We start from the raw sequence: 26,754 nt of genomic DNA, 5'->3' as shown, positions 1-26,754 counted from the left end.
GTCGGGGGACTGGCCGGCGTGGAGCGCGAGGGTTTCGGGTCCGAAGGTCTTGGGTTGGGTCATCGGCGGGGCGGCTGGTTGTCCTCGGCGCGAGCGGGGCTCACGCCAGTTCGTCGGGGTCGAGCATGCGCTGGATGACGGCGATGCGGTCCTTGAGGGCGAGCTTGCGCTTCTTCAGGCGGCGCAGCAGCAGTTCGTCTTCCTGCGGGGAGCCCTGCAGACGCGTGATGGCGTCATCGAGGTCGCGGTGCTCGTTGCGGAGCTCCGTGAGCCGGATCTGCAGGCTGGTGACGTGATCGAAGGCTTCCTCTGTCATCGGGTACCTGCTCGGGCTGGGCGTATGTACGCCGTTGGAGGGAGGTCAAGATCATCAATCTTATGCGCCGCGCAGGGCGATGACAACTTGCTGCGCCGCAGAGCGTGCCTTGTCGGCCAGCAGTTCCGCGCCGAGATGGGCCTTCAGTCCCGCCGGCTGGCGCGCGTGCACGGGGAAGTCGCGGCGCGCGGCTTCGAGCTGCGCGCGGTTGGCGCTGAAGTAGCGCGCGGCCTTGACCGCCCGCGGGAGGTTGCGCACCAGGTGCCAGAGGCTCCAGCGGTGTTCCCACAGGCGACGGGCGAAGCGGCGGCGGTAGCCCTCGCTGTCGTAGAAGCGGCGGACGTGCCAGTTGTAGAGGGCGTCCATCTCTTCGCGCGAGGCGAAGCCTGCGGGGCGGTAGACGAAGTTGAGGCAGTTCATCAGGCGCCAGTCCTCGCGGAAGTCGCCGCTGCTGCCGTCGACGCATTCGTCCCAGATCGGCGCGCCGTACATGGGGCTGAACTTGGTCATGTTCATCTCGTCGAGATCGAGCGAGAGGATGAAGTCGCTGGTGGCGCGCAGCGTCTGCGGCGTCTCGCCGGGTAGGCCGAAGATGAAGAGGCCCTTCGCGCGCAGCCCCGCGGCGTGGATCTTGCGGACGGTGTCGCGCACGGCGTCGAGGGTGACGCCGGCCTTGTGGCGTTCCATCATCGCCGGGTCGGCGGACTCGATGCCGAGCGAGACCATCAGCGCGCCGGCGCGCTTCAACTGGTGCAGCATCTCCTGCGAGGTGTGGCCGGTGCGGATCGCGCAGTTGAACTGCATGCCCAGGGGCTTCTCGATGAGCAGGCGGCACAGCTCGTCGACGCGTTCGCGGCTGGCGGTGAACAGGTCGTCGTAGAAGTTGATGTGATGCACGCCGAACCGGTCGCGCAGGTGCTTCATGTGCGCGTAGATGTAGGCGGCGGAGTTCACCTTGTAGAGGCGCTCGAACACGGTGCGGTCGCAGAACGAGCAGGTGTAGGGGCAGCCGCGCGAGGTGATCATCGTGGCGCCGTGGCGCTTGGCGTAGGAGAAGAGCGGCAGGTGGTAGCCGGCGGGGAAGCCGGCGAGCTTCTCGTAGGCGGGGAAGGGCAGTTCGTCGAGGTCCAGGATGCGTGGCCGCCGCGGGTTGGCGACGATGCGCGCGCCGTCGCGCCACACGAGGTTGTCGATCGCGGCAGGGGGCTTGCCGTCGGCGAGGTCGAGCAGGGGGCCTTCGCCCTCGCCGATGCACAGGTAGTCGATCTCGGGGAAGTGCTCGAGCAGCGGTGCGCCGATGGACGAGGCGTGGACGTTGCCGAGCACGATGCGGATGTCCGGCCGGCGGCGTCGGATGCTCGTCGCCATGTCGACGGCGTCCATGAACGCCGAGGTGGTCGCGGAGAAGCCGACGAGTTCGGGTTCGGTGGCGAGGATGGCGTCGACGTTGGCTTCGATGCCGGGCGGCGCGAAGGGTCCGAGGCAGTCGTGGACGGCCGTTTCATGACCGTGCTTGTCCAGCCAGGCGGCGAGCGACAGGATGCCGATCGGCGCCATGCGGTTGGCCAGCACCGAGAAATCGGGCTGTCCGGGGACGAAGTTGAAGCCGGCCGGATGGACGAGGGTGACGCGCACGGGGGGGCGTCAGCCGCAGAGCGCAGCGAGGATCAGCTGGCGGTTTTCGCGAGTGGATTCGAGCAGATTGTCGAGGTCCTGCTGGTCGATGCCGTGCGTGGCCGCGTCGAGGAGGCTGGCACGGTGATCCAGTCCGAGGAGTTTGTCGAAGGGGTTGGGCGTTTCCGCCGCAAGCTCCGCGACGAAAAGAATGTCGGCGAGGTTCGCGGGGGGCCAGGAGCCGCCGTAGGGGTTGCTGCACTCGAATGCGTCCAGGATCGATTCGGGCAGTTCGAAGACGTCGAGCACTGCCTCGCTGACGGGTTGGCTCCAGGTGGTCACGAACTCGGCAAAACGCGGCAGGTTGTCCTCCAGCGCGGGGTATTCGGCGGCACGGGCGAGCAGCAGGAATTGCCCGATGTCGGCCAGCATGCCTGCGAACATCGCGGTGTCGGGATTGACGACGCGCAGTTCGCGAGCGAGGGCGGAGGACCACGCGGCGACATCCACCGAGTGCATCCACAGCCCGGAGGCGATGGCGCGCATCTTGGGCGAGCGGTGATCCTGGGCGAGCTGTTCGGCGGCCACTGCGAAGGCCAGGCAGCGCAGTGACGAGAGGCCGATGCGACGCACGGCGTCGGCGACGTTGGTGATGGGGGTGGCTTGCGGGTTGAGCGCGACGGCGTTGGCCATGCGCACCGTCTTGGCGCTGAGGACCGGCTCGGTCTTCACCGCGGCGGCGATCTCTTCCAGCGAGGATGCGGGGCTGTCGGCGAGCCGCTTGATGCGCAGGGAGACATCGAGGGATGTGGGGAAGCTGAGATGCCCTTCGGCGATCTCGGCCTCGATCTGCTCGCCGAATGCCCGTGCCTGAGATTCGAAATCCTGCATCACGCCCCCGGATGAATGTTGTTCGTGAGAGTTTACCCTGCCTGCGCGGCTGCTGCCGGGGCTTGGTAGCTCGCGGGAACCGCCTGCGGGCTGGTTGCCGCGGCGACGTTGCTGCCGTCGAGTTCGCGAATCAGCGGGGCGAGCCGTTCGAGCGGGGTGCCTTCGGTTTGGGCTTCGGCGCGAAGGTGCAGGTTGCGCGCGAGGTTGCGCATGCGCCATTCGATTTCGCGGATCACGAGATTGATTTCCGCGATGAGTTCGCCGTCGAGGTTGCCGGCGCCGAGGGAGTTGGCCTCCATGACGCCGGTGGAGCGCAGCGACTTGAGCAGGTTGTGCAGCAGGGCGAGCGCGTTGCCGGCAGTTTGCCGCAAGAAGGGCGTCTGACCCTTGGCGATCAGGAACTCTGCCTCGGCCATCGCGGCGTTCATGTGCCGCCAGCTTTCCTGGATGCGCGCGCCGAAGTCGCCCTCGGGCGTCGTTCCGAACGCGTCTTCGCCGTTGCGCAGGGCCTGTGTCACGACCGCAACCGCGTCGTGGTCGAATTCTTCGGGAACGATGCGCAGCGCCAGCGAGGCGCGCAGGGCGGCTCCGTCGTCGCCGCGTGCGAGGATGGCCCCTACGGAGTCGGCGACCGCGAGCCACGAACCGAGGCGGCTGTGATTGCTGCCGCCCACCTGATTCGGGTAGCCGCTGCCGTCGAGGCGTTCATGATGGTGCGCGACGCACTGGCCGACGGCGGCGGGCAGCGTGGTGAGTTCGGCGATGAGGAGCTGGCCGACGCGGGGATGGCTGGCCACGTGCTTCCATTCCCCCGGCTGGAGGCGGTAACTGTCGCGCAGGAAGTCGGGGTTGATGTACATCTCCCCTAGGTCGTGCACCAGGGCCGCGACCAGCAGGAGTTGTGCGTCGTGATCGCTCGCGTTCAGGCGTGCGGCAATCCCGGCGCATATGACGACAGCGCTAAGCGCATGCTTGAAGCTGCTGCTGCCCTTTGCATGTGCGGCGGTGAGCAGCAACCGCAGTGGCGGCGGGAGCGGCACGTTGCGCATGTTGTTGATGAGCCCGATCGCGTCGCGGTTGACGATGCGGGCAAGCAGCGGATTCTGTTCGATGTGCGCGACGCAGGCGCTGGCGACGTCACTGAATGCGATGGCGCCGTCGACCGCCAGGGTGGCTTCGAGCGGCTTCGCCAGTTTGCGGCGGAGGAGCTTCTCCTGCAGATCGGCGGAAACGGGCTTGCCCTTGGCCCAGAGTTTCATCCCGCGCTCATCGTAGATGTCTTCCGCGGCCTCCACCGTTTGGGTTTCGGCGAGTTCTACGATGCGTCCAAGGCAGTGCTGGTTGACCGAATTGAATAGCATGATGTGCTCTTCCTGGCGGCGATGCCGGCGGCACACATGCGACCGGCACGATACCAGCGGGATTTTGGGCGCTTGTAGCGGAGGGATCAATAGGTAATTTTGCCCCCCCGCGGCGTACCGACCGATAGGGGGATCAGAGGCTGATTGAGGCTCCGATGGCCGCGATGCCGGCGCGCGCGATCAGCGCGTCGTCGGAGGATTTGACGCCGGAGACACCCACGGCGCCGATCACTTCGCCGCCGACGACGATCATCTCGCCGCCTTCGAGCGGGGTGACGGGCAGGCCGAGGCCGGCGAAGCGGCCGTTGTTGACCATGTCTTCGATGGCCTTGCTGGGTTTGCGCATCATCACGCAGGTGCGGGCCTTCTCGGGCGCGACATAGGCGCTCGACGGGGGCGCGTTGTCCAGACGCTGCAGCCACAGCAGGTGGCCCCCTTCATCGCAGATCGCAATGGTGACGGCCCAGCCGTTGCGCAGGGCTTCGCTTTCCGCCGCGCTTGCGATCTTGCGTGCGTCTTCGAGGGTCAGGACCTGGCGGGTCTTCATCGTGGGGCTCTCCATTGGGCAAAAAGGGCGCAATTGTGCAGTGTGCGGCGCATTTGGAAAAGCTCGCGTCGGAGGGCGGAGGCGAGGGTGCGGGAATGCCACGGCCCGGTCACGCGGCGAATGTATGGTGCGCGGCGGTGTTCTTGATGCGGATCACGTATTTTCTCGGCGAATCCCCATACCCTGACGACAACGCTGACATATACCGCACATCCGGATGCCCGGAGGATGTGCAACGGATGTCCGGTGATGCCGGAAATGTGTGCGGGCTCGTTCGTGGAGTGAATCGTGAAACTGATTTTTGCACCTGCAGTGGGTCTGATGAATCGTTGCAGCTATCCGCTGAAGTTCGGCCTGCTGGGCCTGATCATCCTGGTGGCCTTTGCCAGCCTGATGCTGACGCTGGCGCGCCAGCTGAACGCGACGATCGAACGGACCGAGCGCGAACTCGTGGCGTCGGAGCTCTCCCGCCCGATTTCCCGGGTGGTGGAGCTGATGCAGCAGCACCGCGGTTTGTCGTCGGCGCTGCTCGGAGGTCTGGAGAGCGCCAAGGCGACGCGTGCGGACAAGGCCGTGGAAGTCGATCGGGCCATCGAGACGCTTGAGGCGGCGCTTCCGCAGTCGGTGCGCAACAGCGAGTGGGGCGACATCCGTTCGCGCTGGGGGGCGTTGAAGCAGGAGGGGCTGAAGCTGAGCCAGCCCGAGAATTTCGAGGCGCATACGCGATTGATCGACCAGGTGCTGGATTTCCAGATCTCGGTTGCGGACGAGTACGGCCTGACCTTCGATCCGCAGCAGGACAGCTATTACCTGATGTCGACGGCGGTGATCCGCATGCCCTATCTGCTGGAGCGCATGGGGCAGTTGCGTGCCAGGGGGTCTGCCGCGCTGGCGCGTGGCACCATCGACGATGCGGCAAAGCTCAAGGTGAGTGTGCTCGCAGGCGACGTGGCCGAGGCGCTGGGCGACCTGGAGACCAACATCGGCAAGATCGTCGTCCAGCGGCCCGATCTCAAGCAACGGCTGGAGTCATCGGTCGCCGAACTGAAGCAGAAGCTCTCCGCGGTGAATGGGGTGGTGAGCGAGATCGTAAGCGGCGACCTGCAGAGCACACTTTCGTCGGCCTATTTCGGGATGGCCACCGAGACGATTTCCGTCGGCTACCGACAGATGAACGAGATCCTGTTGCCGACGCTGGATGAACTGCTGCGGCAACGGATTGCGGAGGCTCAGCGCGTGCTGCATTTCAACGTCGCCGTGCTAGTGGTCGTCGCCATCGCGATCGCCTACCTGTCGATCGGGGTGTATCTGTCGATCATGGGAAGCGTGAAACGGCTCGCCGAGGGGAGCCACCGGCTGGCGACCGGCGACCTGACGACGGCGATCAGGCTGCAGGCGCGCGACGAGTTGCATGTGATCGCCGACAGCTTCAACGACATGGCGTCGACGATGTGCCGCCTGATTACGAGCATCCAGGGCAATTCGGGCCAGGTGGCGGAGACGGCCCGCGGCATGGTGGAGTCGGCGCGCCAGATCGATACGGCCTCGCAACGCCAGAGCGAGGCGGCGTCGAGCATGGCGGCGGCGGTGGAGGAGATGACGGTGGGTATCGATCACATCGCGAGCAACGCGAACAGTGCCAATGAGCTTGCGCGCCGCTCGGGCAAGCTGTCGGGCGAGGGCGGTGAGATCGTCGAGTCGGTGGTCGCGGATATCGGAGAGATCGCGCGGGCGGTGTCAGCGTCGGCCGATACGATTGCCGAGCTCGACCGCAGTTCGGAGCGAATTTCGGCGATCGTGAACGTGATCAAGGAGATCGCCGACCAGACCAACCTGCTGGCGCTCAATGCGGCGATCGAGGCTGCCCGTGCGGGCGAGCAGGGGCGAGGCTTTGCCGTGGTGGCCGATGAGGTGCGCAAGCTGGCCGAGCGCACGACGCATTCGACGCAGGAGATCGCGCAGATGGTGGGCGCGATTCAGCGCGATGCGCGTGGGGCGGTGGGCAGCATGCAGGGCGGCGTGACGCAGGTGAATGCGGGTGTCACGCGGGCGCAGGAGGCGGGCGCGGCGATGTCGAGCATCCGCGACGAGGCTGGCCGGGTGGTGGAAACCGTGGCGGAGATATCGGAGGCCCTGCGCGAGCAGAGCGTGGCGTCCACGGAGATTGCGCGTAACGTGGAGACGATTGCGCGCATGGCAGAGGAGAACAGCGCAGTCGCCGTCGACAGTCACCGCACGGCGGATCGGCTGGAGAGCCTGGCGGAGCAGCTACTTGCCGACGTGAGCCGCTTCAAGGTGGCCTGAGGGCGTGGGGCCCGCCTAGGCTTGGGCCGCGGGAGCCGTCTGGCGCAGCGTTTCGGAAGGCAGCTCGCCGAACATCGCGCGGTAGTCCGACGCGAAATGTGAGAGGTGCCAGAAGCCCCAGCGCGCGGCGATGTCGGCGATCTGGTGGCTGGCGGGGTCTGCACTCTTGAGTTCGCGGCGCACGCCGTTGAGGCGCAAGGCACGCAGGAAGCTGACGGGGTTGAGGTTGAGGATGTCCTGGAAGCTGTATTGCAGCGTGCGGCGGGAGACGCGCAGCTCGGTGCATAGGTCGGCGACGGTGATCGGTGCGTCGATATGCGCGCGCATGTATTCGCGGGCGCGGTCTACGATGAGCTGGCGCGTGCGGCAGGGCGTGGCCGGTCGGGGAGTGTCGTCGCGCGGCGTGATGGCGGCGACGATGCTGGCGTAGATCGCCTGTTCCAACCCCTTGCGCATCTGCGGGTGGCGCAGCAGGTCTGGGGTGGCCTCGAGGCTGGCGAGCACGGTGAGCAGGAAGCTGCGCAAGGTGGCGGCCTGGTCGGCCGTTGCCGGGATGATGCGCCGCTTGCCGATTTCGGCTTCCACATCCCGGTGTTCGACGCGGAAGGCGTAATCGGTGAAGGCTTCGATGTCGGTCGTCACGGCGACGATGTCGTGCAGGCGTGGCGTGCGGTAGTCGAGATCGTCCCCGCCCTTTAGCGTGATGATGGAATCGAGTTCGCACGTTTCGCCGCAGTACCAGCCGGTGCCGTCGATCTCGACCGGCACGCCGATCGTGCGGGAGCCTTCCCACGACATGCCGATTTCATGCACGACCTGGTTGGTGCGTTCGCGGAAGACCTGCACGTTGTCGAACCAGAATTCGTCGAAGCGTCCCGTGAAGGTGCCGGCGGAAAGCTGGTCGTAGCGCTGTCTCCAGTGTTGCAGGCAGGCTGCGTGGTCGTCTGCGTCGCGCGTGTCGAGATGGACGACGGAATACGCGTCATCGCCGGCGGTGCGCGTAATGCTCTCGCGTCCGGCGAGGGTGTGAGCATCCATTTTCCGATTGTCTCCTGACCGGAATGGGCCGTTTGTAGTTATCGCTTTGATTGTTTTTCAAAACTAATACAAAAGTCGCAAGCCGAACAGTGAAATCTTTCTAATGAACGCGTCGTTTGCCCCACTTGAAGCTGCTCCGGGCTCCTCGCTGCGGATTGCCGATTTCGGATAACGCCTCCGGAGCCCGCTTCCTACAATCGTCTCCATCGGTTGTGCCGCCGCGTGAGGACGCGGTCGACGACAGCCGGAAAAAAAGCCGAACCGAACGGCACATCACATCAAGTGAGGAGACGACAACATGACCAAGACGACGAGCTCGCCTCGCCGCGCGCTTATCTGCATCATGCTCGCGGCGGTGCTGGGCAGCGGTGGCGCGCGTGCGGCAGCGACGGAGGCGGAAGCGGCCGCGCTGGGCAAGAGCCTGACGCCGGTGGGGGGCGACGCGGCTGCGAGCAAGGATGGCGCGATTCCGGCCTGGACGGGCGGGATGACGCAGGCGCCTGCCGGCTGGAAGCCGGGGCACCTCGATCCCTTCAAGGACGACAAGCCGCTGTTCTCGATCGACGCGGCCAACGTCGATAAGTACGCGGACAAGCTCTCGGCGGGCCAGATTGCGCTGATCAAGGCGTACAAGGGTTACCGCATGGACGTGTATCCGAGCCGGCGCAGCTGTCCGGTGCCGGATTTCGTCGCCGCGCAAACGAAGAAGAACGCGACCGCCGCGAAGCTGGGTGCCGACGGCTGGCAACTCGAGCAGGTGTTCGGCGCGGGAGTGCCCTTCCCGATCCCGAAGACGGGCGCGGAGGCGATGTGGAACTACAAGCTGCGCTATACGGGCCTGGGGCGCCGCGCGCAGATCTCGGCGCTGATGCCCGAGAAGGATGGCAGCTACGTCGAGAACAAGCAGTGGGCGTACGAGATGTATCCGTTCAACGATCCGAAGGTCTCCGGGCCGGCTGACGTGGGCGGGGTGGAGTCGAAGCTGCTGTACGACGTGCTGACGCCGCCGTCGCGTGCGGGCGAGGGCTACCTGATCCACGCTTACATCGACAAGCCGCAGGATGCGTGGATCTACTTCCCGGGCCAGCGCCGCGTGCGCCGCTCGCCGACCTTCGCCTATGACAACCCGATCGCGGGCTTCGACAACCTGTACTTCGTCGACCAGATCAACATGTTCACCGGGGCGCTGGACCGCTACGACTACAAGCTGGTGGGCAAGAAGGAGATGTACGTGCCGTACAACTCCTACAAGCTGATCGACAAGAAGCAGAAATTCAAGGACATGCTCGGCCCCGAGTACGTCAATCGCGACCTGATGCGCTACGAGCCGCATCGCGTGTGGGTCGTCGAGGCGACGGTGAAGGCGGACAAGCGCCATTCCTTCGCCAAGCGGGTGTTCCACTTCGACGAGGATTCGTGGGCGCTGCTGCAGGTGGATATGTACGACGCCAAGGGCAACCTGTGGCGCGTGCAGGAAGGCAGCGTGTGGGCGGCACCGGACGTCGGGGCGTGCATCACGTACGAAACGCAGATGTACGACCTGGTCGCCCGCCGCTACGTGGTCGACAACTGGACGGCCGAAGGCGAGGTGCTGGACCTGACCGCAGCCAAGGACGGGCGGATCTCCGCCGCCAACTTCACGCAGGACGAGATGCGCCGCCGCGGCGAGCGCTGATCCGCACTCCACCCAGGGAGAATCTCCATGAACAAAAGGACGATTTCGGATCGTCGGGGCACGCTCGCGCCTTCGATCCTGGCAGTTGCGGTTGCGGCGGCATGCTGGTCGCCGGCGAGCCATGCGTTCCGTTTCGGCTCGGAAGAGGGGCTGTCGGGCAGCTTCGACAGCACGGTTTCGTACGGCGTGATGACGCGCTTGCAGTCGGCCGGCTGCAAGACCGTGAGCAACGACAGCGGCGGCTGCAACAACGGCACGAACAATGAGCTGTCGCAGGTGTACAACCTGGGCAACGGCCTGGGCTACGCGAACGCGGACTTCAACTACACGAACTTCGACGACGGCAACCTGAACTACAAGAAGGGCGACATCGTCTCGGCGGTGCTGAAGGGCACGCATGATCTGTCGCTGAAGTATCCGGGTGGCTGGAGCGCGCTGGCGCGCTTCAACTGGTTCGTCGATACGAAGTCCGACGATACGCGCCGCACCGACGTCGCCAGCGAGGCCTCGGGCGAGACGACGCTGCTGGATCTTTGGATCGCCAAGGAGTTCAACGTCGGCGAGCGGCGCGGCAAGGTGAAGCTCGGCAACCAGGTGATCTCCTGGGGCGAGGACATCTTCATCATCGGCGGCGTGAACCAGATCAACGCGATCGACCTGCAGAAGTTCCACGTGCCGGGCACGCAGCTGAAGGAGATCTTCATCCCGGCGCCGATGCTGTCGGCGTCGCTGGGACTGACGGAGAACCTCGGCGCGGAGGCCTACTACCAGTTCGGCTGGAACGGCTTCAAGTTCGACCCCGTGGGTACCTTCTTCTCGGCGGCCGACGTGCTGGGCAAGGGGCGGCGGGTGGCCTACGTGCCGACCAGCATCATCGAGGACTTCGTCGGGCCGGGAGCCTGTGCGGGATTGCCGAACGGGCGTTGCGGCGACAATCCGGGCATCTCGGATGCGGACGCGATCGCCGCCGGCATCGCGGTGCCTTACCTGCGCACGGATGCGCCGAAGAACTCCGGCCAGTACGGGGTGAACTTCCGCTACAACGCGGAGGAGATCGACACCGAGTTCGCCTTCACCTACCAGCGCTATCACGACAAGCTGCCCTTCCTCGGCTTTACCGGCAACACGGCGGGCGCGGTGACCGGCTACTTCATCGCCTACGGCGAGGACAAGGACCTGTACGCGATCTCGGCGAACACGAAGATCGCGAACGTGGCGGTCGGTGCGGAGCTGTCTTACCGGCCGAACGACAGCGTCGGCATCGACCCCACCGTGCCCTTCGGCAACATCTTTGGCGGGCCGTCGAGCAAGTACAGCATCTACGAGCACGGCAGCCACCCGGGCTTCGTCGAGGAGGAGAAGTACCAGTTCCACCTGACGGGCTTCTACACCTTCTCGCACAACGATCCGCTGGGCGGCGTCGCGAAGGCGCTGGGGGCGACGGACGGCTTCATCCTCGCGGAAGCGGCGGTGGCGCATTACCCGGGGCTGGATACCAGCGGCGTGACGCCGTATTTCCTGCCGAACTATGCGCTGCCGGACAAGACCTCGTGGGGCTACGTGGTCGAGGCCGCGCTGAACTACCCGAACGTGGCCGGTACGGGCGTGACGCTGACGCCTCAGATCGACTGGTACCACGACGTGGACGGCACGACGCCCAACGGGCTGCCTTTCGTGGAAGGCCGCAAGGCGCTGACGCTGTCCTTGTTCGCGAACTACCGCGACGCGTGGAAGGGCGCGATCCAGTGGGTGACCTTCTATGGCGGTGGCGCCAACAACCTGATGCGTGACCGCGACTTCCTGTCGGCGAGCGTTTCGTACTCGTTCTGATGCACTTGCCGGCGCCGGGGGGGCAGTCTCCCCCGCGCCGGCCCAATGGATACCCCGACATGATCGAGAAACTCGTGCTGGCGATGCAGCGCGTGTGCTTCAGGCACCGCCTGCTGATCCTGCTGGCGCTGCTCGGCTTCACGGTGGTCATGGCGCTGTTCGCGTCGCGACTGCACATGAGCGCCGGCTTCGACAAGCAGTTGCCGCAAGACCACGAATACATCCAGACCTTCAACCAGTATCGCGAGGTGCTGTTCGGCGCGAACCGCATCATCGTGACCGTCGAGGCCGCCAAGGGCGACATCTGGAACGAGAAGGCGCTGACCAAACTTTATGACGTGACGCAGGCGCTCTTCTTCATGAAGGGCGTGGACCGGCGCACGGTCACGTCCTTGTGGACGCCGAACACCCGTGCGGTGCAGATCACCGAGGAGGGCATGAAGGCCGAGGACGTGATCGGCGGCGACGTCACCGTGAAGGCGCTCACGCCGGACAACATCACCGCGATCCGCGAGCGCACGATCGTCGGCGGCTTCATCGGCTCGCTGGTCGCGAACGACTCGTCGTCTGCGATGGTGGTCGCGGAGCTGGCGGACCCCGATCCGCAGACCGGCGAGCGGCTCGATTACGCGGAGTTCAGCCAGAGGCTGGAATCCGAGGTGCGCAACACCTTCAGCGATGCCGACGTGAAGATCCGCATCATCGGCTTCGCGAAGCAGATGGGCGACATCTCGGAGGGGGCGACGAGCGTGATCGAGTTCTTCGCGCTGGCCTTCCTGCTGACCGCCGCGGCCGTCTATTGGTATACGCGCTCGTGGCTGCTGACCTTCCTGCCGCTGGCGTGCTCGCTGGTGTCGGTGGTGTGGCAGTTCGGCACGATCACGCTGCTGGGCTTCGGCCTCGACCCGCTGGCGATCCTGGTGCCCTTCCTGGTGTTCGCGATCGGCGTGTCGCATGGCATCCAGCAGGTCAATTACATCGCCAAGGAAGTCATCAACGGTGCGGACGGCTATACGGCGGCGAGCCGCAGCTTCACCGGCCTGCTGGTGCCGGGGACGCTGGCGCTGATCACGGCCTTCGTCGGTTTCGCGACGCTGGTGCTGGTGCCGATCCCGATGATCCGCGAGCTGGCGATCACGGCGTCGGTGGGTGTCGCGTACAAGATCGTGACGAACCTCATCATGCTGCCGGTGCTGGCGAGTTACTTCCGCTTCGACGAGCGCTTCGTGCTGCGAGCGACGAAGATGGAGGGGCTGCGCAATCGCACGATGGCGTCGCTGGGCGTGCATATCGCGAATCCGAGGAATGCGGCGATCGGCACACTGGTGTGCCTCGCGCTGCTGGTGGTGGCGGTGTGGCAGAGCCAGGGGCGGCATGTCGGCCACGTGCTGCCCGGCGCGCCGGAGCTGCACGACGACTCGCGCTACAACCAGGACGTCGAAGCCGTGGTCGCGCGCTACGCGCTGGGGCTGGATCTGCTGACCGTGGTGGTCGAGTCGCCGGCCGACGGCTGCTATCGCCACGACGTCATGAGCCATGTCGACCGGCTGACCTGGTACCTCGCGAACGTGCCGGGCGTGCTCTCGGCGCAGTCGCTGCCCAGCCTCACGAAGCTCGCCGCATCGGGCGTGAATGAAGGCAATCCGAAGTGGGCCGCGCTGCCGCAGGAGGAACTGACCCTGGGCGAGGCGGTGCGCCAGGTGCCGGAAGGCATGCGGCTGTTCAACGCGGACTGCACGCTGCTGCCGGTGAACCTGTATCTCGCAGACCACAAGGCCTCGACGATCAAGGAGGTGGTTGCCGCGGTGAAGCACTTCCGCGAGATGCAGCCCTTCCCGGGCGTGACCGTGCGGCTCGCCAGCGGCAATGCAGGCGTGCAGGCGGCGACCAACGAGGTGGTCGAGCATTCCGAGCTGCCGATGATGCTGTATGTGTATGCGACGATCCTGGTGCTGGTGTTCGCGGTGTATCGCGACTGGCGCGCGATGATCGCGTGCTGCCTGCCGCTTACGCTGGCGACCTTTCTCGGCTACTGGTTCATGAAGGAACTGGACATCGGCCTGACGGTGGCGACGCTGCCGGTGATGGTGCTGGCGGTGGGGATCGGCGTCGATTACGCGTTCTATATCTACAACCGGTTGCAGATGCATCTGGCGCACGGCGAGGACATCGTCACCGCGTTCAAGCAGGCGCTGCGCGAGATCGGTGTGGCGACGGTGTTCACCGCGGTGACGCTGTCGATCGGCGTGGCGACCTGGTCGTTCTCGGCGCTGAAGTTCCAGGCCGACATGGGGATGCTGCTGACCTTCATGTTCATGGTGAACATGATCATGGCGATCACGCTGCTGCCCGCGCTGGCGGTGACGATCGACGTGCTGATCCCGCGCCGCGGTCCGGTCCGCGCGCCGCTGATGGCCCACTGAGGAGAGTCCGCGATGAAATCGATGCAGATCAGGCGGACCCTGGTCGGCCTGTGCCTGGCGGCAAGTGCCGCAGTGTTCGCGGCCGCCCCGGCCGACGCGGCCAAAGTGCCCGCACCGGCGATGAAGGCGCGTCTGGCCGCGAAGGTGCCTGTGACCGGATTGGTGCGGGCGGGCAACGCGCTCGTTGCCGTGGGCGACTACGGCACGATCGTGCGTTCGACCGACGAGGGCAAGACCTGGCAGCAGGCCGAGGTGCCGGTGAGCGCGCTTCTGACGGCGGTGAATTTCGTCGATGAGATGCGCGGCTGGGCGGTCGGGCATGGCGGGCTGATTCTCGCCACGACGGACGGCGGCGCGAACTGGCAGGTGCAGGCGACGCTGGACGAGAAGCCGGTGCTGCTGTCGGTGTACTTCGCCGATGCGAAGCGCGGCTACGCAGTGGGTGCCTACGGGACGGCCTTCGGGACGACCGATGGCGGACGCGAGTGGAAGTCGATGGCCGTAGGCAGCGGGCACGACGCGGACCTGCACCTGAACCATGTGTTCGGCACGCGCGACGGGAAGCTCTTCATTGCCGCAGAAACCGGCCTCGCCTTCCGCTCCACGGACCGCGGCGCGAGCTGGGCGAAGCTCGCGACGGGCGTCACCGGTTCGCTGTGGAGCGGGCTGGAGCGCGCGGATGGCGAGGTCGTGCTGCTCGGCATGAGCGGGCGCGTGATCGCCAGCCGCGACGGGGGCACGAGCTGGCGCGCGCTCGAAACCGGGACCGAGCAGTCGCTGACGTCGGGCATTGCGCTGCCGAACGGCGGGCTCATCGTCGTGGGGGCGGGCGGCGCGGTCCTTCGCGGGGACGGCAATGCGCCGCTGCAACTAGAGGTCCGCCCGGACAGGCAGAACCTCGCCGCAGTCGCGGCCGGCCCCACCGGAGCGCTGGTCGTGGCCGGTCAGCTGGGCGTGGAACGCCTCGGCTCGTCCAAATAAGAAACGACAACACCGGAGACCGACGCATGCTGACCAAACTGATGGCCCTGCTGTCCGGCGAACTGCAGGCGGAAGGGCTGGATACGGGCCCGTTCGAGCGCCGCCATATCGCGGTGGCCGCGCTGCTGCTCGAAGCCATGCACATCGACCACCGCGCGAGCGAGCGCGAGCAGGCGGCTATCCGACGCCTGCTGTGCGAGCACTTCGCGCTGCCCGAGGAGGAGGCCCGCAAGCTCGTCGAAGTGGCGGACGAGCGCTTTGCCGAGGTGCTCGACGACTGGGAATTCGCCGAAGCGGTGCGCACCGGCTTCAACGCCGCCGAACGGCGCGAGGTGCTGACGATGCTGTGGGAGGTCGCCTACGCGGACGGTGATCTCGAGCGGCTGGAGGAGCGCCTGGTGTCGCGACTGGGGCAGCAGCTGGACATCGATGCGGAAGGCGTGGATGCGGCACGTGCGACGGCGGTGGCGCGCGCGGGGCTGATCGACGGCGGACCGGACGCGTGATTCGAAATCGATGAACAGACCAACCAATAAGACAGAGGAGACAGGTACATGGAGCGTTACCACGGACAACTGCTGAGCGAAGGCACGCGGCGCTTTCTGGAGCGGCCGCGGCGCATGCTGATCGGCGCCGAGTGGGTGGAGGCGGCGAGCGGCGAGACGCTGGCGGTGGTCGATCCGGCCAATGGCGAGAAATTCGCCAGCGTGCCGGCGGGCGGCGCGGCCGACATCGACCGTGCGGTCGCGGCGGCGCGCCGGGCCTTCGAATCGGGCGACTGGCCGAAGATGCGCCCGGTCGATCGCGAGCGGCTGCTGCTGAAGTTCGCCGAACTCGTCGAGGCAAACGCGCAAGAACTCGCCGAGATCGAGTCGCTCGACAACGGCAAGCCGGTGACGATGGCGCGCCACGTCGATGTGGCGCTGGTGGTCGATTTCCTGCGCTACATGGCGGGCTGGGCGACCAAGATCGAAGGCTCGACCATGGACGTGTCGGTGCCCATCATCCGCGAGCGCGAATTTTTCGGCTTCACGCGCCGCGAGCCGGTGGGCGTGGTCGGCGCGATCATCCCGTGGAACTTCCCGCTGCTGATGGCGGCGTGGAAGGTGGCGCCGGCGCTCGCCACCGGCTGCACGATGGTGCTGAAGCCCGCCGAGGAGACGCCGCTCTCCGCGCTGCGCTTTGCGGAGCTGGCGCTGGAGGCGGGCTATCCGGCGGGCGTGCTGAACGTCGTGACCGGCCTTGGCCACACCGCGGGCGCGGCGCTCGCGTCGCACCAAGGTATCGAGAAGGTCGCCTTCACCGGTTCGACCGAGATCGGCAAGCTGGTCGGCAAGGCGGCGCTCGACAACATGACGCGCGTGTCGCTGGAACTGGGCGGCAAGAGCCCCGTGATCGTGCTCGACGACGCGGACGTGAGCGCGGCCGCGGCCGGCGCGGCGCAGGCGATCTTCTTCAACCAGGGGCAGGTGTGCACGGCCGGCTCGCGTCTGTTCGTGCATAAGAGCCGCTTTGACGAGGTGGTCGAAGGCCTGTCGGGCATCGCTGCGGGCATGAAGCTCGGCGCCGGCATCGACCCGACGACGCAGATCGGTCCGCTGGTGTCGGCCACGCAGCAAAAGCGCGTGCTGGGCTACATCGAGAGCGGCTTTGCCGAAGGCGCGCGCGCGGCGACCGGCGGCGCGGCGGGCGAGGGCGCGGGCTACTTCGTCAAGCCGACGGTGCTGGTCGATACCACCGACGACATGAAGGTGGTGCGCGAGGAGATCTTCGGGCCGGTCGTCGTCGCGATGCCCTACGAGGACCTCGACGAGGTCGCCCGGCGCGCGAACGACACGCCCTACGGGCTCGCGGCGAGCATCTGGTCGAACGACCTCACGCGCGTGCATCGCCTGATCCCCAAGATCCAGGCCGGCACCGTGTGGGTGAACTGCCACAACATCCTCGACAACGCGATGCCCTTCGGCGGCTTCAAGCAGTCCGGCATCGGGCGCGAGATGGGGCGGGCGGTGCTCGATCTGTACACCGAATCGAAGTCCGTGATCATGGCTTTGTGAGTGCGGCGCGCCGCTTCGGGATAGCCGTAGCGGCGCTTTTCCTCACCGGAGAGTGGAGACAGAAGTGAAGGCGCAGACCACACAACACACGCGCAGACGACTGCGCACTGCCGGCGCCGTGGCGCTGGCGCTGGGGATGGCGGGCACGCTGCCGGCCGCGGCGGCGCAGGATCCCGGCCGCGAGGTGATCGACAAGAAGTGTGCGAGCTGTCACCTGGAGGACGGCAAGCTCACGCGCATCCCCGAGATGCGGAAATCCCCCGAAGGCTGGGACATGACCCTCGTGCGCATGGGCATCTGGCACAAGGTCGAGCTGACGGCCGACGAGCGGCGCGCGGTGGTGAAGTACCTCGCCGACCGCCAGGGATTGGCGCCGTCCGAGGCGGCCCCCTTCCGCTTCCTGACCGAGCGACGCCCGAACATGCAGGACACGCCGCCCGACGACGAGATGGCGCAGATGTGCGGCCGCTGCCACAGCTACGGCCGGGTCGCGCTGCAGCGGCGCGACGAGGACGAGTGGCGCAAGCTGATGCATACCCACCTCGGCCAGTTCCCCAGTGCGGAATATTCGGCGCTCGGGCGCGACCGCAACTGGTGGGAGATCGCGCGCGACAAGATGCCGGGACGGCTCGCGGCGATGTACCCGAAGAACACCGACGCCTGGCGCGACTGGAGCCGCAGCAAGCACAAGGCGGCGGACGGACGCTGGGTCGTCGCTGGCGAGCGGCCGGGCTGGGGTGCCTATTCGGGCACGATGACCGTGACCGCGAAGGGCAAGGACCACTACGACGTGCGCTACGAATTGCACTTCGGGCCGGGCAACACGGTGCGCGGCCAGGGCGAGTCGCTCGTGTATACGGGCTACGAATGGCGCGGATCGGCGCACCTCGGTAACGAGCAGACGCAGTCGATCTTCGCGCTGAGCGAGGACGGCGCGCGCATGAGCGGGCGCTGGTTCCTGCGCAATGCCGACGAGATCGGGGCGACCTTCGAGGCGGTGCGCGCCGACAAGGCCGCGAAGAACGCGGTCGCGACGGTGACGCCGCAGATGCTGCGCGCCGGTGACACCGCGACCGTCACGGTGGCGGGCGCGGGTCTCGATGCCAAGCTCGACCTCGGCGCGGGCGTGGAGGTGGTGGAGTGGCTCGGCAAGTCCGCGGAGCAGCTGAAGGTGCGCGTCAAGGTGGCGGCGGATGCGGCGCCGGGTGTGCGCAAGCTGGCGGTGGGCGGGCGCGGGTCGGACAAGACCATCGCCGTGTATCGCCAGATCGACTCGGTCCGCGTCGAGCCGGCCTTCGGCATCGCGCGCGTCGGTGGCGGCACGAATCCGCCGATGACAGCGCAGTTCGACGCCGTCGCTTTCCTCAACGGCGCGGACGGTAAGCCGGGCACCGATGACGACGTGCGCCTCGGCAGCGTGCCGGCGAAGTGGAGCACCGAGCCCTTCGACGAGCGTGCCAAGCACGACGAGGACCTCAAGTTCGCCGGCCACATGGAGCCGCACGGCCAGTTCCTGCCGTCCTTCGCGGGCCCCAACCCGAACCGGCGCGGCCTCAACAACGTCGGCAACCTGTCGGTCGTCGCGACCGTGCAGGACGGCGAGCGCACGCTCGATGCGAAAGGCCAGCTGATGGTGACCGTGCAGCGCTGGAATACCCCGCCGCTGCGATAGCGCCAGGAGAGAGACAATGGCGACACTCCAAATCCAACCCCACAACTACCGCGCGATACGCAAGGGCGACCGGCAGGTGCTGCTGCACGTGCCGACGACCTCGATCTTCGAGCTGGACCCGGCCGCGTCCGACCTGCTCGGCCTGTTCGAGGCCAACCCGGCGGTCAGCGCGGACGACATCCAGAGCCGCTTCGACGGCCGCTACACGCCGGCCGAGCTGTGTGACAGCCTGAGCGATTTCATCGATCTGGGCATCGTCGCGCCGCAGGCCAAGCACTACGAGATCCCGGCGCGCGTCGTCGAGCGCTCGCCGCTGAAGACGCTGGTGCTGACGCTGACCACCGGCTGCAACCTCGGCTGCAGCTACTGCTACCGCGAGGACCTGACTTCGCCGAAGAACTCCTCGGTGATGGACTTCCAGACCGGCGCGCGCTCGATCGACCTCCTCATGGAGGAGGCGAGCGAGCACGAGCGCGTCGGCATCGTCTTCTTCGGTGGCGAGCCGCTGACCCGCATCGCCGTGATCCGCGACCTCGTCGAGTACGCCGAGGACAAGGCCGCGGCGGCCGGCAAGGAAGTCGAATTCTCGCTGACGACCAACGCGACGCTGCTCACCGACGAGATCATCGACTTCCTCGACGCGCACCGCTTCGGCATCACGGTCAGCATCGACGGCGACCAGGCGCAGCACGACCGCCATCGCCGCACGATCGCCGGCGGCGGCACCTACAAGACGGTCGCGATGCGCGTGAAGCGGCTGCTGGATAAGTACAAGTCGAAGCCGGTCGGCGCGCGCGTCACGCTCGCAAGCGGCAACCTCGACGTCGCCGGCATCTACAAGCACCTGCACGACGAACTGGGCTTCTTCGAAGTCGGCTTCGCGCCGGCGACCGCTGGCCCCGACTCCCCGGTCGGGCTCAGCCGCGAAGAGCTCGACATCGTCTTCGAAGCCTTCAAGGCCTTGGGCCGCGAGTACATCAGCGAGGCCAAGCGCGGCCGCCGCCACGGGTTCGGCAACATGCAGCAGCTGATGACCGACCTGTGGATGGGCACGAGGAAGGTCTTGCCTTGTGGCGCAGGCGTCGGCCTGCTGGCGGTCGGCACCAGCGGCAAGATTTCGCTGTGCCACCGCTTCACCGGGTCCGAGCTGGAGACCTTCGGTGACGTCGATAACGGCATCGCGCGCGAGTCGCTGTCCGCCTTCATGACCCGCGCCCAGGCCCCGCACGGCGCCTGCCAGGTCTGCCCGGCGCGCAGCTTGTGCGCCGGCGGCTGCTACCACGAATCGTATTCGCAGAGCGGCGACCCCTTCCAGCCGACCTTCGAATACTGCGACCAGATTCGCGAATGGACGGCCTTCGGGCTGGAGGCTTTCGGCGAGATCGCGCTCGCCAATCCGGCGTTCTTCAACGCTGCCATCGAACAAAGGAGTGCCCTGCAATGAAACGACTGCGAGCCCTGAACCACAAGGCGCACCTGATCGAACAGGCCGCCAGCGACGGCCACCGCGAGGAAGTGCAGCTGATGAGCAGCGTCGTCGGCTGCACGACGACCTTCGACCCCGGCTGGGAAGTCGATGCCTTCGGCGGGCTGGCGAGCCTGTGCCAGCCGATGGAGGCCGACCTCTACGGCTGCACCGACCCCTGCTGGTGGCCCGCGCAGCTCGCCGACAGCCTCAACACCGCGCGCGACTGGACCGACGGCAAGAACTCGGCGCTGCGCGACTGGCGCGAACTGCAGACCTTGTTCCCGGGAGACTGAGCGATGAGGATGCTGCCCATCAAGAAGGCGGTCGTTGCGCTATGCTGCGCCGCCGCGTCGCTGCCGGCGCTCGCCGCGGAGTACCTGCTGACCGTTACGCGACCGAACAACCTGCACATCGTCGATCCGGCCAAGCGGGCGATCGTCCGCTCGATCAATCTGCCCGGCGACGGCATCCCCGGCGCGATAACCGTGCCCAAGGACGGCAAGACCGCCTATGTGCTGACGAACCGCATGGAAAGCGTCGTCGGCGTCGACCTCGACAGCGGCAAGACTGTGTTCCGCGCCGATTTCTCGACGCCGCAGCGCCGCGTGAAGGGGTTCTTTGCCGTCGCGGTGAGCGAGGACGGCAAGGAGCTATACGTGCATCAGGCGCCGGTGCAGCTCGGCCGCTCCGAGTACAAGGTCGAGGATACCTACATCGCCGTGTTCGACACCGCCGACGGCATGACGGCCAAACCGCGCCGCACCTTCCCCGCGCCGCGCCGCATCAGCCTGATGGCCGCCACCGGCAACCCGGACCACATCATCGCGCTGGGCTGGGACATGTACCTCTTCAACACGAAGACCGGCAAGCTGGAGAAGACCTTCCCGATCCGCCACTGGAACCGTCCCGGCATCGGCGAACCGGATGTGCTCGCGATGTGGGGCACCTTCGAGCAGGCGCGCGCCTTGTCGACGCCGTATTTCGTCGCCAACACCGCCGCTGCGCCCGACTCGCCCGAAGCCTTCAAGGCGGGCATCGCGGTGTTCGACCTCGACAGCGAAACCTTGAAGGTCAAGGAGTTCGAGAACGCGACGACGGCGATGTTCTCGTCGGTGATCAACCCGGCTGCGCGCAACGAGGCCTTCCTCGTGATGAACCAGCTCACCAAGGTCGACGTCGACTCCGGCCAGCTCCTCAAGCGCAAGGACCTCGAACAGACCTTCTACGCGATCAACATCTCGGGCGACGGCAAGGAGATCTACGTCGGCGGCGCTCTGGACAAGATCGCGATCTACGACGCCGATTCGTTCGAGAAGAAGGGCGAGATCCAGATGCCCGGCGGTGCCGACCAGTCGATCGGCTGGATGCGGGTGGTGAAGCGCTGAGGGCGAGGCGATGGTTGCCGTGTGCTTGGTTGCCTCGAACCTGCCCCCGACGGGAGGCACTCCGCGCCTCGTTGGACGCGTGGCGGACGCCTCGGCACGAAGTGCCTCCCGTCGGGGGCTGCGCCGTGCCGATGGCGGACGTAGGGCGACGGACGTAGGGCGGGAGGAGCGAAGCGCATCCCGCCACGCGGCGTCCGGGCATCCGCTTTCGGCCGCACATCCGGCGGCTTATTCCGCAAATGCGACCTTAGGCTCATCCGACCTGCGGGTTCGGATGCTCTCCCGATGATCACGCCGGACCGCACCCGCTCCCTGCCGCTGCAAGCCCTCGCGTGGGCGCTCCCGCTCGTGCGCGAGCGCGGCGCGACCCTCGCCGCCGTCGTCATCCTGTCCTGTCTCGGCTCGGCCGCGGCGCTGCTGCCGCCCTACCTCACACAGCGCCTCGTCGACGATGGCATCGTCGGCGGGAAGGTCGAGCTCGTGCTGCAGCTGTGCGCTGTCTTCCTCGTGCTGATGGTCGGCGGCGTGCTCATCGAGACGCTGTCGCGCCTGAGCTACCTGAAGCTCTCCGCGCACCTCCTCTTCGGCCTGCGCGAACAGGTGTGGCGCCACCTGCAGACGCTCGCGCCGACGTATTACGCGCGCACCCGCGGTGGCGAGATCCTGTCGCGGCTCGACGGCGACGTCGCCGAAGTGCAGCGCTTCGCGCTCGACGCGCCGATGGCGGTGCTCAACGGCGTCTTCTCGCTGGCGGTCGCGCTGGTGTTGATGCTGTCGCTGAGCCCGCTGCTCACCGCGCTCGTCTTCGCGCTGGTCCCGCTGCAGGTCGCCGCGCTGATCCTCTCGCGTCCCTGGCTCGAACGGAGCACGCATGCAATGCGCAAGGAAAGCGCCGCGATGTCGAGCTTCTTCGTCGAATCGCTGCGCGCGATGAAATTCATCCAGGCGTCCAATGCTGCCCGGCGCCAGGAAGCCGGCTTGCGCGCCCACCACGGCGACTACTTCGCCGCGCTGCGCCGCTCGCAGCTCGCATCCCTCGGCGCAGGCGGGCTGCAGCGCGTGCTGTCCGGCCTCGGCGTGCTGCTGGTGTTCGCGGTCGGGGGGGCACTCGCGGCGGCAGGTGACTTGTCGGTCGGCGTCGTCGTCGCCTTCATCGCCTATACGACGCGCGCCGCGGGGCCGCTGCAGACCCTCGCCGGCGTGTTCATGGGCTGGCAGCGCGCGAAGGTGAGCCTCGAGCGCATCCGCGAGCTCGCGGCCGAGCGGCCGACCGTGCAATCGCCCGCCCAGCCCGTGCCGCTCGCGCATCCTGTTCGTGGCGAACTGCGCCTCGATGCGGTGCGCTTCGGCTACGGTACGGAGGCGGTGCTGGAAGGCGCGACGCTCGACATCCCGTCCGGCACCAAGCTCGCACTCGTCGGCGCATCGGGCGCCGGAAAATCCACGCTCATCGACCTCCTGCAGCGTCACTACGACCCGCAGGCCGGGCGCCTGCTGCTCGACGGCGTGCGCCTCGACCTGGTGGATCTCGCCGAACTGCGTCGCCAGCTCGTCGTCGTCGACCAGGAGCCAGTGCTCATGCCCGGCAGCATCCGCGACAACCTGCGCTTCGTCGCGCCCGATGCCGACGAAACGGGATTGATGCGCGCGCTGGACCTCGCCGGCCTCGGCAAGCTCGCGCATGCGGGCGGGCTGGACAGGCCGGTCGGCGCGATGGCCGCGACCCTGTCGCGAGGCGAGCGCCTGCGCCTCGCGCTGGCGCGCGCGATCCTGCAGGATCCGGCGGTACTGATCCTCGACGAGACCACCTCCGGGCTGGATCTTCCCGTCGCGCAGGCCATCATCGGCGCCGTCGACCGCGTCTTCGCCGGCCGCACGCGCATCCTCATCACGCACAACCTCGCGTCCGTCGGCGCCGTCGACCGCATTGTCGAGCTGCGCGACGGACGCCTCGTCGAACCCGATCCTGTCCGCACCGCCGCGCCACTCCTGAGGGCCGTATGACCATCACCGTCGGAATCATCGATGGCGGCTTCACCGGCGTGCTGCACGCACTGCACGGCGCGGCGAGCTTCGTGCCCGCTCCCGACGGCTGCGTGCAGCGCGCCCCTGCGGTCGGGCGCCCGCTGCCACACGGCGAAACCGTCGCCGCCCTGGTGCTCGACGCCGCGCCGGCAACCCGCCTCATCGACGCACGCATCGCCTCGCACCGCCATGCGCCGACGCCCGCCATGGTCGCGGCCGCGATCGCGTGGTGCGTGGAGGAGGGGGCCCGCATCATCAACCTGAGCCTCGGCCTGCTCGAAGACCGCGGCGTGCTGCGCGACGCCTGCGCGCAGGCCCTCGCCCGCGGCATCGTACTCGTCGCTGCGGCCCCCGCGCGCGGAACGCCGGTCTTTCCCGCAGCCTATCCCGGCGTGCTCGCCATCAGCGGCGATGCGCGCTGCGCGGCGGGGCAGTGGTCGTCGCTCCAGGGCGAGACTTCCGGCGGGGCTGACTGGGGCTGCTCCCCGGCCGGCACGGGGCGGACGCCCGGCGGCGCGAGCATGGCGACGGCCCGTTTCAGCGGCATCGTCGCCGGCGTCCTCGCCGACTTTCCCTCCATGAGCCTCCCCGGGCTCGTGGAACACCTCGCCGCCCGCGCCGCCTGGCATGGGCGGGAACACAAGAGAATCGCGGAGATCGATTCATGACAAGCACGCAGCACATCCCCACCCCCGACAGCGCCACCCGACCGATCGAACTGGGCTTCGCCCTCGTCGACGAACGCGAACTGGCCGGATTTGCGCGTCACGAACGGCTCACCCGCGACGACTACCTCGCCCAGCTGGGCGAGGCCAGCGATTGCGTCGTGCTGCCCGACGACGCCGAGCCGACGCACTTCTTCCTCGGCAGCGAGTTCTGCGAACACCTGTTGCCGAACGTCGAATCCATCGACCGCGCCGTCGCGTTGTGCGAGCGCTGGGGCCTCACCTTCGGCCTCGTCACGCCGATCGCCTGCGACGGTCTCTTCGATCCGCTGCGCGCCGCCCTCCGGCGTTTGCCCGCAGGCTCCGAAGTCACCGTCAACGACTGGGGCGTCGCGCGCCTCGTGCAGCGCGAGTTCCCCGAGCTGAGGCCGGTCGCCGGGCGGCTTCTCGGCAAGATGCTGAAGGACCCGCGCCTGCCGTCCGCGACCTGGGCGCGCATGTACCCCAACGGCCTGCGCGCCGGCCCCTTCCGCGACATCCTCGACGGATTGGGCATCGGTCGCCTGGAACTCGACTTTCCGCCCTTCGGCGCCGCCGACATGTATGCCGGCATCGATTTTCCCGTCGGCGTGCGCGCGCCCTACGGCTACATCGCCAAGGGCCGCATCTGCAAGCTCGGCTCGCTGTCGCTCGACATGCCGGAGAAGTTCTCGCCCGGCCACAAGTGCCACCGCGAATGCCTCGGCTTCAACGAAGTCGGCGCGCGCCCCGGCACGCACGAACTCCCTACCTCGCAGCGCGGCAACACCATGTATTACCGCCACGCCAAAGGCATGGCCGCCGCGGTCGCCGAGGCGGTCAACAACGGCTGGGTCAGCCGCATCGTCCTCTCGGGAGCCTGACATGCGAATTACCGCCCCCATCAGCACCCCCGCCGAAGTCGAACCGCTGGTGCGCGCCGGCGCCCGCGAGCTCTACTGTGGCGTCGTCCCCCCCGACTGGATCCAGCGCTTCAACACCTCCGGCGTCAATCGTCGCGTGTTCGGCAATCTCAACGGCTATGCGGACCTGGAGCGCGTCGTCGACAAGGCCACAGAGCTCGACGCCGAAGTCTTCCTCGTCCTCAACGCGCAGCAGTACGGCGAACAGCACCTCGACGCACTGACCGAGATCGGCGCCCGCTTCAAGAGCATCGGCGGCAAGGCCGCGATCGTCGCCGACATCTCGCTGATCGCCTCGCTCGCGGCGAACGTGCCCGACCTCGACATCCATGTGAGCTCGGTGGCGACCTGCCGCAACGTCGAATCCGCGCGCTTCTTCGCCGCGCTCGGCGCGAATCGCATCATCCTGCCGAGGGACGTGACGGTCGCCGAAATCGCCGCGATCACGACGGAGCTGCCCGAACTCGACATCGAAGCCTTCGTCCTCAACGACGGCTGCGTGTTCGAGGAGGGCGCCTGCCACACCGTCCATCTGCCGATGAACAAGGGCGGCCCGATCTGCATCGACAACTACCAGTTCGAGTATCAGGCGACCGGCGGCGGCCAACCGCAGGAGCGCGCGCTGCGCCGGTTGGAACAGAACGATCTCGATTACAAACGCTGGCTTTGGTACCGCTTCGGCAACGGCTTCACATCCGCACCGAACGGCTACCCTTGGGGCCCCTGCGGCGTCTGCGCGATGCCCGCGATGCATGCGGCGGGCGTGCATTCGGTGAAGATCGCCGGCCGCGAGGGCGCGAGCGAACGCAAGATCAAGAGCGTCGAACTGGTCGCTCGCGTACTGGAGCGCATCGAGGCGGGCGAGCCGGCCGACGCGGTGCGCAAGTTCGCGGTCGGCTTGCGCGACGCGCCGAGCCATTGCGCGAGCGGCTACATGTGCTACTACCCCGAGGTGCGGAGCCGGCAGGAGCTTGGCGATACCGAAGGGCAGCTGCTGACGGCCGTCTGAGGCGAGGCAGGCAGGATTCGCAAAAAAAAGCCCGAGCTCTGGAGGGGCTCGGGCTGTAATCCACACCAAAGGAGGAAGTGGAGGAGACAGTTGAAATACTAAACGAAATGGTTGAGTAATTCAACAATGTCGCTGTGAGAAGTTCTCATGCGGTGATTTACACGGCAAATGACCGGCAATGCAGATTCTTGGTGCGCCGACACCATTGCATGTGCCTCCGGTCGCCGAGACCGTTGCGCGCCGCGCGCACGAGCAAGCCGGGGATCGTGCGACCCTGACGAGTACATCGAACCGGCACAAAAGAAAAAAGCCCGGACCTGTGAGGGACCGGGCTAAATCCACACCAAAGGAGGAGGGTGGAGGAGACGGTTCAAATCTTAATGGTAGCGCTTGTGCGTTGCAATAAATTTGTACGACAAATTTTTTTATCGCTCGATCAGGCATCCGAATGTGCAGGCCCGGGGCTGCAATGCACGGGCAATACGCGCAATCGATGCACTCGGGAGCCGCCGAGTTTGGTGTGCGATGTTCCAGGGGGGGGCGGTCGGTGCT

21 protein-coding genes are annotated in these 26,754 nt (G+C 67.0%); 15 read left to right on the top strand and 6 right to left on the bottom strand.

Annotated features, from left to right (window positions below; all coding sequences use genetic code 11):
• Positions 1 to 100: 100 nt before the first annotated feature.
• From GO615_RS20935 to GO615_RS20915, 5 genes are all read right to left on the bottom strand, one after another.
• Positions 101 to 316 carry a DUF465 domain-containing protein gene (locus tag GO615_RS20935; protein WP_169131680.1) on the bottom strand — a complete coding sequence of 72 codons (216 nt, stop codon included), beginning with the start codon at positions 314 to 316 and terminating at the stop codon, positions 101 to 103.
• 60 nt (positions 317 to 376) lie between these two features.
• Positions 377 to 1,951, bottom strand: a complete 1,575-nt coding sequence (locus GO615_RS20930; RefSeq protein ID WP_169131677.1) for a B12-binding domain-containing radical SAM protein — start codon at positions 1,949 to 1,951, stop codon at positions 377 to 379.
• 9 nt (positions 1,952 to 1,960) lie between these two features.
• Complete coding sequence (locus tag GO615_RS20925; RefSeq protein ID WP_169131674.1) at positions 1,961 to 2,821, bottom strand: HDOD domain-containing protein; 861 nt, start codon at positions 2,819 to 2,821, stop codon at positions 1,961 to 1,963.
• A 32-nt stretch (positions 2,822 to 2,853) separates the two neighbouring features.
• Positions 2,854 to 4,182, bottom strand: coding sequence for an HD-GYP domain-containing protein (locus GO615_RS20920; RefSeq protein WP_169131671.1), 1,329 nt, complete (start codon positions 4,180 to 4,182; stop codon positions 2,854 to 2,856).
• 133 nt (positions 4,183 to 4,315) lie between these two features.
• Positions 4,316 to 4,729, bottom strand: coding sequence for a GlcG/HbpS family heme-binding protein (locus tag GO615_RS20915; RefSeq protein WP_169131668.1), 414 nt, complete (start codon positions 4,727 to 4,729; stop codon positions 4,316 to 4,318).
• A gap of 288 nt (positions 4,730 to 5,017) precedes the next feature.
• On the opposite strand from GO615_RS20915, the gene GO615_RS20910 reads away from it, so the two are divergent.
• Positions 5,018 to 7,033 carry a methyl-accepting chemotaxis protein gene (locus GO615_RS20910; protein WP_169131664.1) on the top strand — a complete coding sequence of 672 codons (2,016 nt, stop codon included), beginning with the start codon at positions 5,018 to 5,020 and terminating at the stop codon, positions 7,031 to 7,033.
• A gap of 15 nt (positions 7,034 to 7,048) precedes the next feature.
• On the opposite strand, the gene GO615_RS20905 is transcribed toward GO615_RS20910, so the two are convergent.
• Positions 7,049 to 8,071 (bottom strand): helix-turn-helix domain-containing protein, encoded by a 1,023-nt coding sequence (locus GO615_RS20905; protein ID WP_211167263.1) that lies wholly within the window; start codon positions 8,069 to 8,071, stop codon positions 7,049 to 7,051.
• 298 nt (positions 8,072 to 8,369) lie between these two features.
• On the opposite strand from GO615_RS20905, the gene GO615_RS20900 reads away from it, so the two are divergent.
• The 14 genes from GO615_RS20900 (at position 8,370) to GO615_RS20835 (ending at position 26,202) form a co-directional block, all read left to right on the top strand.
• The gene (locus GO615_RS20900) at positions 8,370 to 9,746 is read left to right on the top strand and encodes a DUF1329 domain-containing protein (RefSeq protein WP_169131660.1); all 1,377 of its coding nucleotides are present in this window, start codon (positions 8,370 to 8,372) and stop codon (positions 9,744 to 9,746) included.
• A gap of 27 nt (positions 9,747 to 9,773) precedes the next feature.
• Positions 9,774 to 11,576: a DUF1302 domain-containing protein gene (locus GO615_RS20895; RefSeq protein WP_169131658.1), complete on the top strand. Its 1,803-nt coding sequence runs from the start codon at positions 9,774 to 9,776 to the stop codon at positions 11,574 to 11,576.
• Positions 11,577 to 11,635: 59 nt separating this feature from the next.
• Complete coding sequence (locus GO615_RS20890; RefSeq protein ID WP_169131655.1) at positions 11,636 to 13,999, top strand: efflux RND transporter permease subunit; 2,364 nt, start codon at positions 11,636 to 11,638, stop codon at positions 13,997 to 13,999.
• A 12-nt stretch (positions 14,000 to 14,011) separates the two neighbouring features.
• Positions 14,012 to 14,980 (top strand): WD40/YVTN/BNR-like repeat-containing protein, encoded by a 969-nt coding sequence (locus GO615_RS20885; RefSeq protein WP_169131653.1) that lies wholly within the window; start codon positions 14,012 to 14,014, stop codon positions 14,978 to 14,980.
• Positions 14,981 to 15,006: 26 nt separating this feature from the next.
• Positions 15,007 to 15,486 carry a tellurite resistance TerB family protein gene (locus tag GO615_RS20880; protein WP_169131651.1) on the top strand — a complete coding sequence of 160 codons (480 nt, stop codon included), beginning with the start codon at positions 15,007 to 15,009 and terminating at the stop codon, positions 15,484 to 15,486.
• A gap of 48 nt (positions 15,487 to 15,534) precedes the next feature.
• Positions 15,535 to 17,037: an aldehyde dehydrogenase family protein gene (locus GO615_RS20875; RefSeq protein ID WP_169131648.1), complete on the top strand. Its 1,503-nt coding sequence runs from the start codon at positions 15,535 to 15,537 to the stop codon at positions 17,035 to 17,037.
• A gap of 64 nt (positions 17,038 to 17,101) precedes the next feature.
• Positions 17,102 to 18,709, top strand: coding sequence for a quinohemoprotein amine dehydrogenase subunit alpha (gene peaA, locus GO615_RS20870; protein WP_169131646.1), 1,608 nt, complete (start codon positions 17,102 to 17,104; stop codon positions 18,707 to 18,709).
• Positions 18,710 to 18,725: 16 nt separating this feature from the next.
• Positions 18,726 to 20,153 (top strand): quinohemoprotein amine dehydrogenase maturation protein, encoded by a 1,428-nt coding sequence (gene peaB / locus GO615_RS20865; protein ID WP_169131643.1) that lies wholly within the window; start codon positions 18,726 to 18,728, stop codon positions 20,151 to 20,153.
• A complete protein-coding gene (qhpC, locus tag GO615_RS20860) occupies positions 20,150 to 20,470 on the top strand; it encodes a quinohemoprotein amine dehydrogenase subunit gamma (RefSeq protein WP_050416581.1) in 321 nt (106 codons plus the stop codon). The genes peaB and qhpC overlap by 4 nt, the downstream gene beginning before the upstream one ends.
• A gap of 3 nt (positions 20,471 to 20,473) precedes the next feature.
• Entirely contained in the window at positions 20,474 to 21,562 is a 1,089-nt protein-coding gene (peaD, locus tag GO615_RS20855) for a quinohemoprotein amine dehydrogenase subunit beta (protein WP_169131641.1), read from the top strand.
• 285 nt (positions 21,563 to 21,847) lie between these two features.
• Positions 21,848 to 23,566 (top strand): ABC transporter ATP-binding protein, encoded by a 1,719-nt coding sequence (locus tag GO615_RS20850; RefSeq protein WP_169131638.1) that lies wholly within the window; start codon positions 21,848 to 21,850, stop codon positions 23,564 to 23,566.
• Complete coding sequence (gene qhpE, locus GO615_RS20845) at positions 23,563 to 24,255, top strand: subtilisin-like serine protease QhpE (RefSeq protein WP_169131636.1); 693 nt, start codon at positions 23,563 to 23,565, stop codon at positions 24,253 to 24,255. Before GO615_RS20850 ends, qhpE begins: the two co-directional genes overlap by 4 nt.
• Positions 24,252 to 25,154 carry a hypothetical protein gene (locus GO615_RS20840; RefSeq protein WP_169131634.1) on the top strand — a complete coding sequence of 301 codons (903 nt, stop codon included), beginning with the start codon at positions 24,252 to 24,254 and terminating at the stop codon, positions 25,152 to 25,154. Before qhpE ends, GO615_RS20840 begins: the two co-directional genes overlap by 4 nt.
• 1 nt (position 25,155) lies before the next feature.
• Positions 25,156 to 26,202 carry a U32 family peptidase gene (locus GO615_RS20835; RefSeq protein ID WP_169131632.1) on the top strand — a complete coding sequence of 349 codons (1,047 nt, stop codon included), beginning with the start codon at positions 25,156 to 25,158 and terminating at the stop codon, positions 26,200 to 26,202.
• Positions 26,203 to 26,754 lie beyond the last annotated feature (552 nt).

The sequence above is a fragment of the Aromatoleum evansii genome, from assembly GCF_012910805.1.
Taxonomy (GTDB): domain Bacteria; phylum Pseudomonadota; class Gammaproteobacteria; order Burkholderiales; family Rhodocyclaceae; genus Aromatoleum; species Aromatoleum evansii.
This window is presented reverse-complemented; position numbering and strand designations above follow the sequence as displayed.